At 39.7% G+C, this 6,000-nt stretch carries 2 protein-coding genes and 2 rRNA genes (1 of these 4 running past the window's edge); 3 read left to right on the top strand and 1 reads right to left on the bottom strand.

Annotated elements, in window-relative coordinates:
- A 16S ribosomal RNA gene (locus CJJ23_RS01450) occupies window positions 1-1,187 on the top strand (it extends 331 nt beyond the left edge of the window).
- Between the two features lie 331 nt (window positions 1,188-1,518).
- A 23S ribosomal RNA gene (locus tag CJJ23_RS01445) occupies window positions 1,519-4,430 on the top strand.
- Together the 16S and 23S rRNA genes form the textbook arrangement of a ribosomal RNA operon.
- A 792-nt stretch (window positions 4,431-5,222) precedes the next feature.
- Here CJJ23_RS01445 and CJJ23_RS01440 read toward each other — a convergent pair.
- The gene (locus tag CJJ23_RS01440; protein WP_095334607.1) at window positions 5,223-5,630 is read right to left on the bottom strand and encodes an IS30 family transposase; all 408 of its coding nucleotides are present in this window, start codon (window positions 5,628-5,630) and stop codon (window positions 5,223-5,225) included.
- A 76-nt stretch (window positions 5,631-5,706) separates the two neighbouring features.
- On the opposite strand from CJJ23_RS01440, the gene CJJ23_RS04985 reads away from it, so the two are divergent.
- A complete protein-coding gene (locus CJJ23_RS04985) occupies window positions 5,707-5,976 on the top strand; it encodes a hypothetical protein (RefSeq protein WP_180738000.1) in 270 nt (89 codons plus the stop codon).
- Window positions 5,977-6,000: the final 24 nt, after the last annotated feature.

Raw genomic sequence — 6,000 nt, 5'->3', positions numbered from 1 at the left:
ACGGGAGGCAGCAGTAGGGAATATTCCACAATGGGCGCAAGCCTGATGGAGCGACACAGCGTGCAGGATGAAGGTCTTCGGATCGTAAACTGCTGTTATACAGAAAGAAAAGATATAGGAGTGGAAAGCCTATATTATGACGGTACTGTATCAGAAAGTGACGGCAAACTATGTGCCAGCAGCCGCGGTAATACATAGGTCACAAGCGTTATCCGAAATTATTGGGCGTAAAGCGTCCGTAGGTTGTTTGTTAAGTCTGGAGTTAAAGACCGGTGCTCAACGCCGGCACGCTTTAGATACTGGCAAACTAGAGTTATAAAGAGGTAAGTGGAATTTCATGTGAAGCGGTGGAATGCGTAGATATATGAAAGAACACCAATGGCGAAGGCAGCTTACTGGTTATATACTGACACTGAGGGACGAAAGCGTGGGGAGCAAACAGGATTAGATACCCTGGTAGTCCACGCCGTAAACGATGATCATTAGTTGGTGGGGGAACCCTCGCTAACGCAGTTAACGCATTAAATGATCCGCCTGAGTAGTATGCTCGCAAGAGTGAAACTTAAAGGAATTGACGGGGACCCGCACAAGCGGTGGAGCATGTGGTTTAATTTGACGATACGCGTAGAACCTTACCCACTCTTGACATCCCTTGCAAAGCTATAGAGATATAGTGGAGGTTAACAAGGTGACAGATGGTGCATGATTGTCGTCAGCTCGTGTCGTGAGATGTTCGGTTAAGTCCTGCAACGAGCGCAACCCCTATCCTTATTTACTAACATTAAGTTGAGAACTATACGGATACTGCTCAGGTAACTGGGAGGAAGGTGGGGATGACGTCAAATCATCATGCCTCTTACGAGTGGGGCAACACACGTGCTACAATGGCCGGTACAAAGAGACGCAATATGGTGACATGGAGCAAATCTGAAAAACCGGTCTCAGTTCGGATTGAAGGCTGCAATTCGCCTTCATGAAGTCGGAATCGCTAGTAATCGTAGATCAGCTACGCTACGGTGAATACGTTCTCGGGTCTTGTACACACCGCCCGTCACACCATGGGAGCCGGTAATGCCCAAAGTCGGTTTAGCTAACTTCGGAAGCGACTGCCTAAGGCAGGATTGGTGACTGGGGTGAAGTCGTAACAAGGTATCCCTACGAGAACGTGGGGATGGATCACCTCCTTTCTACGGAGTACAATTACACTTTATTTTTGGTAAAAATCTTATAAGTACTAGTTTTAAATTAATTAAATTTTTAAAACATCACGATGTCTTATAAGTCTTGTGTGTTGGTGTAGCCAAAAGCACTCTAATATTCAGTTTTGAGAGTATTTACTCTCTAAATTAATAGATCTTTGAAAACTGAATAGCATATAAATTAATATGATAACGACATCAAAATATATTTTGTGAAAATAATTTTGATCCGAGTTAAGACCAATTATTGGTCTTTATAAATACCTTAAGAATACATCAAAAAACATTTTTTTTAATAGGAAAAAATAGTTACTTAAACTTTTAAATAAGCAAGAGTTTGTAGTGGATGCCTTGGGTCTGGAAGTCGATGAAGGACGTGATTACCTGCGATAAGCTTCGGTTAGCTGGAAATAAACTATGAGCCGGAGATCTCCGAATGAGGAAACTCGATACAAGTAATGTTGTATCACTCCCCTTTGAATATATAGAAGGGAAAGAGACATACGTTGTGAACTGAAACATCTTATTAGCAACAGGAAAAGAAAATAAATAATGATTCCGTCAGTAGTGGCGAGCGAACGCGGAAGAGCCCAAACCACATTTTGTGGGGTTGTAGGACTGCTTACATAGAGTTACAAAATATTTATATAGAAGAATAAACTGGAAAGTTTGGCCAAAGAGGGTGATAGCCCCGTATTCGAAATATAAATATCTCTAAGCAGGATCCTGAGTAGGGCGGGGCACGTGAAACCCTGTCTGAATTCGCCGGGACCACCCGGTAAGGCTAAATACTAACCAGACACCGATAGTGAACTAGTACCGTGAGGGAAAGGTGAAAAGAACCCCGGAAGGGGAGTGAAATAGAATCTGAAACTACATACTTACAATTAGTCAGAGCGCGTTAATGCGTGATGGCGTACATCTTGCAGGATGGTCCGGCGAGTTATATTATCATGCGAGGCTAAGTGGAGAAAAGCGGAGCCGTAGAGAAATCGAGTCTTAATAGGGCGAATTAGTATGATGGTATACACCCGAAACCAGGTGATCTATTCATGAGCAGACTGAAGCTTGGGTAATACCAAGTGGAGGGTCGAACCGTAGTACGCTGAAAAGTGCCCGGATGACTTGTGAATAGCGGTGAAATTCCAATCGAACCTGGAGATAGCTGGTTCTCCTCGAAATAGCTTTAGGGCTAGCGTGTGATGTTAAACTCTGGTGGTAGAGCACTGAATATGGAATGGCGGCGCCTAGCTGTACTGACTATAATCAAACTCCGAATACCATTGTGAATTGTCATGCAGTCGGAACATCGGTGATAACGTCGATGCTCGCGAGGGAAACAACCCAGATCGTCAGCTAAGGTCCCCAAATTATGTTAAGTGAGAAAAGTTGTTGAGTTTCATAAACAACTAGGAGGTTGGCTTAGAAGCAGCCACCCTTTAAAGAGTGCGTAATAGCTCACTAGTCAAGAAAAGCAGCGCTGAAAATATAACGGGACTAAACATAATACCGAAGCTACGGGTACTACTGGTACGTTAGAGGAGCGTTCTTGTCAGCACTGAAGCCAAAGCGTGAGCATTGGTGGAGCGTCAAGAAGTGAGAATGCCGGAATGAGTAACGATTGAAGGTGAGAATCCTTCACGCCTATTGGGGAAGGTTTCCTGGGCAAGGTTCGTCCACCCAGGGTTAGTCAGGGCCTAAGGCGAGGTCGAAAGACGTAGTCGATGGACAACAGTTTAATATTACTGTACTTGCGGTGATAGTGATGGAGTGACGGAGAAGGATAGTTTTACCAGTTAACGGATTCTGGAGTAAATAATTAGTGGTCAGTGTAGGCAAATCCGCACTGTATAACTGCGAGTTATGATGCATAGCGAACGGCAACAAGTAGCGAATTAAACGATTTCATGCTTCCAAGAAAAGCTTCTAAACTTAATATCACAGTAACCTGTACCGAGAACGGACACACGTCCCCAAGATGAGTATTCTAAGGCGAGCGAGAAAACCATTGTCAAGGAACTCTGCAAATTGACCCCGTAAGTTCGCGAGAAGGGGCCCTCAAAACCATCAAGTTAATTCTTTTTGAATTTTGAGGCACAGTAAATTTCAAGGGGGAACTGTTTATCAAAAACACAGCTCTCTGCTAAATCGTAAGATGACGTATAGGGGGTGAAGTCTGCCCAGTGCCCGAAGGTTAAGTGGAGCTGTTAGCTTTAGCGAAGCAGCAAAATGAAGCCCGGGTGAACGGCGGCTGTAACTATAACGGTCCTAAGGTAGCGAAATTCCTTGTCGGCTAAATACTGACCTGCACGAAAGACATAATCATCTCTTGACTGTCTCGACAATGGACTCGGTGAAATTATGGTGGCAGTGAAAACGCTGCCCACCCGCATCTAGACGAAAAGACCCCGTGGAGCTTTACTATAACTTTGTATTGAAGTTTGGCTTAACATGTGTAGGATAGGTGGGAGACTATGAAGCGAGGACGCTAGTCCTTGTGGAGTCAACCTTGAAATACCACCCTTGTTAAGTTGAGCTTCTAACCTACGACCATTATCTGGTCGGGAGACAGTGCATGGTAGGTAGTTTGACTGGGGCGGTCGCCTCCTAAAAGGTAACGGAGGCGTTCAAAGCTACACTCAATACGGTCAGAAACCGTATGTAGAGCGCAAAGGTAAAAGTGTGGTTGACTGCGAGACCTACAAGTCGAGCAGGTGCGAAAGCAGGACTTAGTGATCCGGCGGTACATTGTGGAATGGCCGTCGCTCAACGGATAAAAGCTACCCCGGGGATAACAGGGTTATCTTCCCCAAGAGATCACATCGACGGGAAGGTTTGCCACCTCGATGTCGGCTCATCGCATCCTGGAGCTGAAGTCGGTTCCAAGGGTTTGGCTGTTCGCCAATTAAAGCGGTACGCGAGCTGGGTTCAGAACGTCGTGAGACAGTTCGGTCCCTATCTGATGTGGGCGTTGGAATATTGATGAGAGCTGCTCTTAGTACGAGAGGACCGGAGCGGACGTACCGCTGGTGCTCCAGTTGTTTCGCCAGAAGCATAGCTGGGTAGCCAAGTACGGAAAGGATAACCGCTGAAAGCATCTAAGCGGGAAGCCTCCTTAAAGATGAGTATTCCCTTGAAATTCCTTATAGACGATGAGGTTGATAGGCTGGGAGTGTACGTGTAGTGATACATTTAGCTGACCAGTACTAATAAATTGATAGGTTTAAAAGTCACAGTATCTTAAGATATTTATAATCAAAATGCTATTCAGTTTTGAAAGATTTATTTAAAAAGTGGCACCATAGGTGCTTTTTTATTATCTTTTTTATGAATTAAATATTAATAAACTAGATAAAAGAAATTAATAAAGTGTTTTTATCAGCAAATTATCAAAATTTTAGCTAATAACTTGAATAGAATAGTTTATGAATAATACAGAAAATTTACCTTTACATAACTTTGATGATTTAGTACATAGTTATAATAATTGTATCAGTTATACCGGGAATTGTTAATATTGTTAGTGCACTGATCTTAGCTGCAGTTTTAAAAAGATTCTATAAGATTAAAGACTTTGATATCACTTGATATTTAGTTTTAGCAGGGCTAGTATTTTTCTTTATAAAGATTGTTTTAGCAGTTGCTACTTACATAAAAATCAGAGACAGTATTGAAAGAGAAAATCCCTACCTATTAAAACCTGAAGGTAGAAATACTAATGGTGAAGCGAATTCTGATGCAGGTAATTCAGAATTAGAAACTGAAAAAGATAATTCAATTTCTAATTCAAAAAAATCAAATAAAACTAGTAACTAATTACTTGTTATGTGAATTGTAATATTTAACTCAACGTTTATAATGATATTATAATCAATTTTATTCTTCAAATGAAAACATTCATCAATTTTAAAATAAAAATTTTTAAATTCATTTTCAGTACTTATTTAAACAAATTATTTTAGATTTTGCATTATGAAAATAGTCTTTAGAAAACTAAAAACTGTTTGCTGCGCAATCATTAATTTACTTCATTAAATTCATATAATAGTCATAGACTTCGCTGCTAGATTTTCATCCTAAAATTTCTCTAGGCATACTGTTGATTTCATCTTCAACAATCTTCAATTCATTTTTTGAAACAAAACTAAAATCTGTACCTTTTTTGTAAAACCTTCGAATTAATCCATTTCAATTTTCGTTCGAACCTCTTTGAAAAGAAGCATACGGCTCACAATAATAAATCATTATTTTTAGTTCTTGAGTTACTTCATTTAGCTTTGAAAATTCTAAGCCATTATCAACAGTAATTGATTTTACAAACAAATTTTCTTCATTTATAAGTATTGAGAGTTTTTCATTAATTTCCTGTGGTTTCTTAGAATCAACATGGATAACAAAAGATTTTCTACTTAATCTTTCTGTCAAATTCATTAAATTTGCTGAATTGTAATATCTTCCCAACCTTTCTGATTGAGCTAGATATTACAATTCAGCAAAATTTTCTGTTATGAACACAGAAATTTGAATCTTAATAATATTTGTTCTAATATTTGCATGTCTTAGTTTTGCTATTTATATAATAATGGCTATTTCTTTATCTAGTCAACTTAGTAAACATCGAGCGATGTTTACTAATGCATGAATTTTAACTATTATTTCTATTTTCTTTTGAACTGTACCTGTGATTTTTGTTGTTATTATAGTTTTTAAAAGTCTAAAAAATCAGATAAATCTTTTTGAAACTACTTTTGTTAAAAGTGAGTTAGTTAAAAATTAACTGTAATCAATTTTATTAAAAAAT

It is taken from the genome of Mycoplasmopsis agassizii (genome assembly GCF_002276225.1).
GTDB classification, from domain to species: Bacteria; Bacillota_I; Bacilli_A; order Mycoplasmatales; family Metamycoplasmataceae; genus Mycoplasmopsis_B; species Mycoplasmopsis_B agassizii_A.
This window is presented reverse-complemented; position numbering and strand designations above follow the sequence as displayed.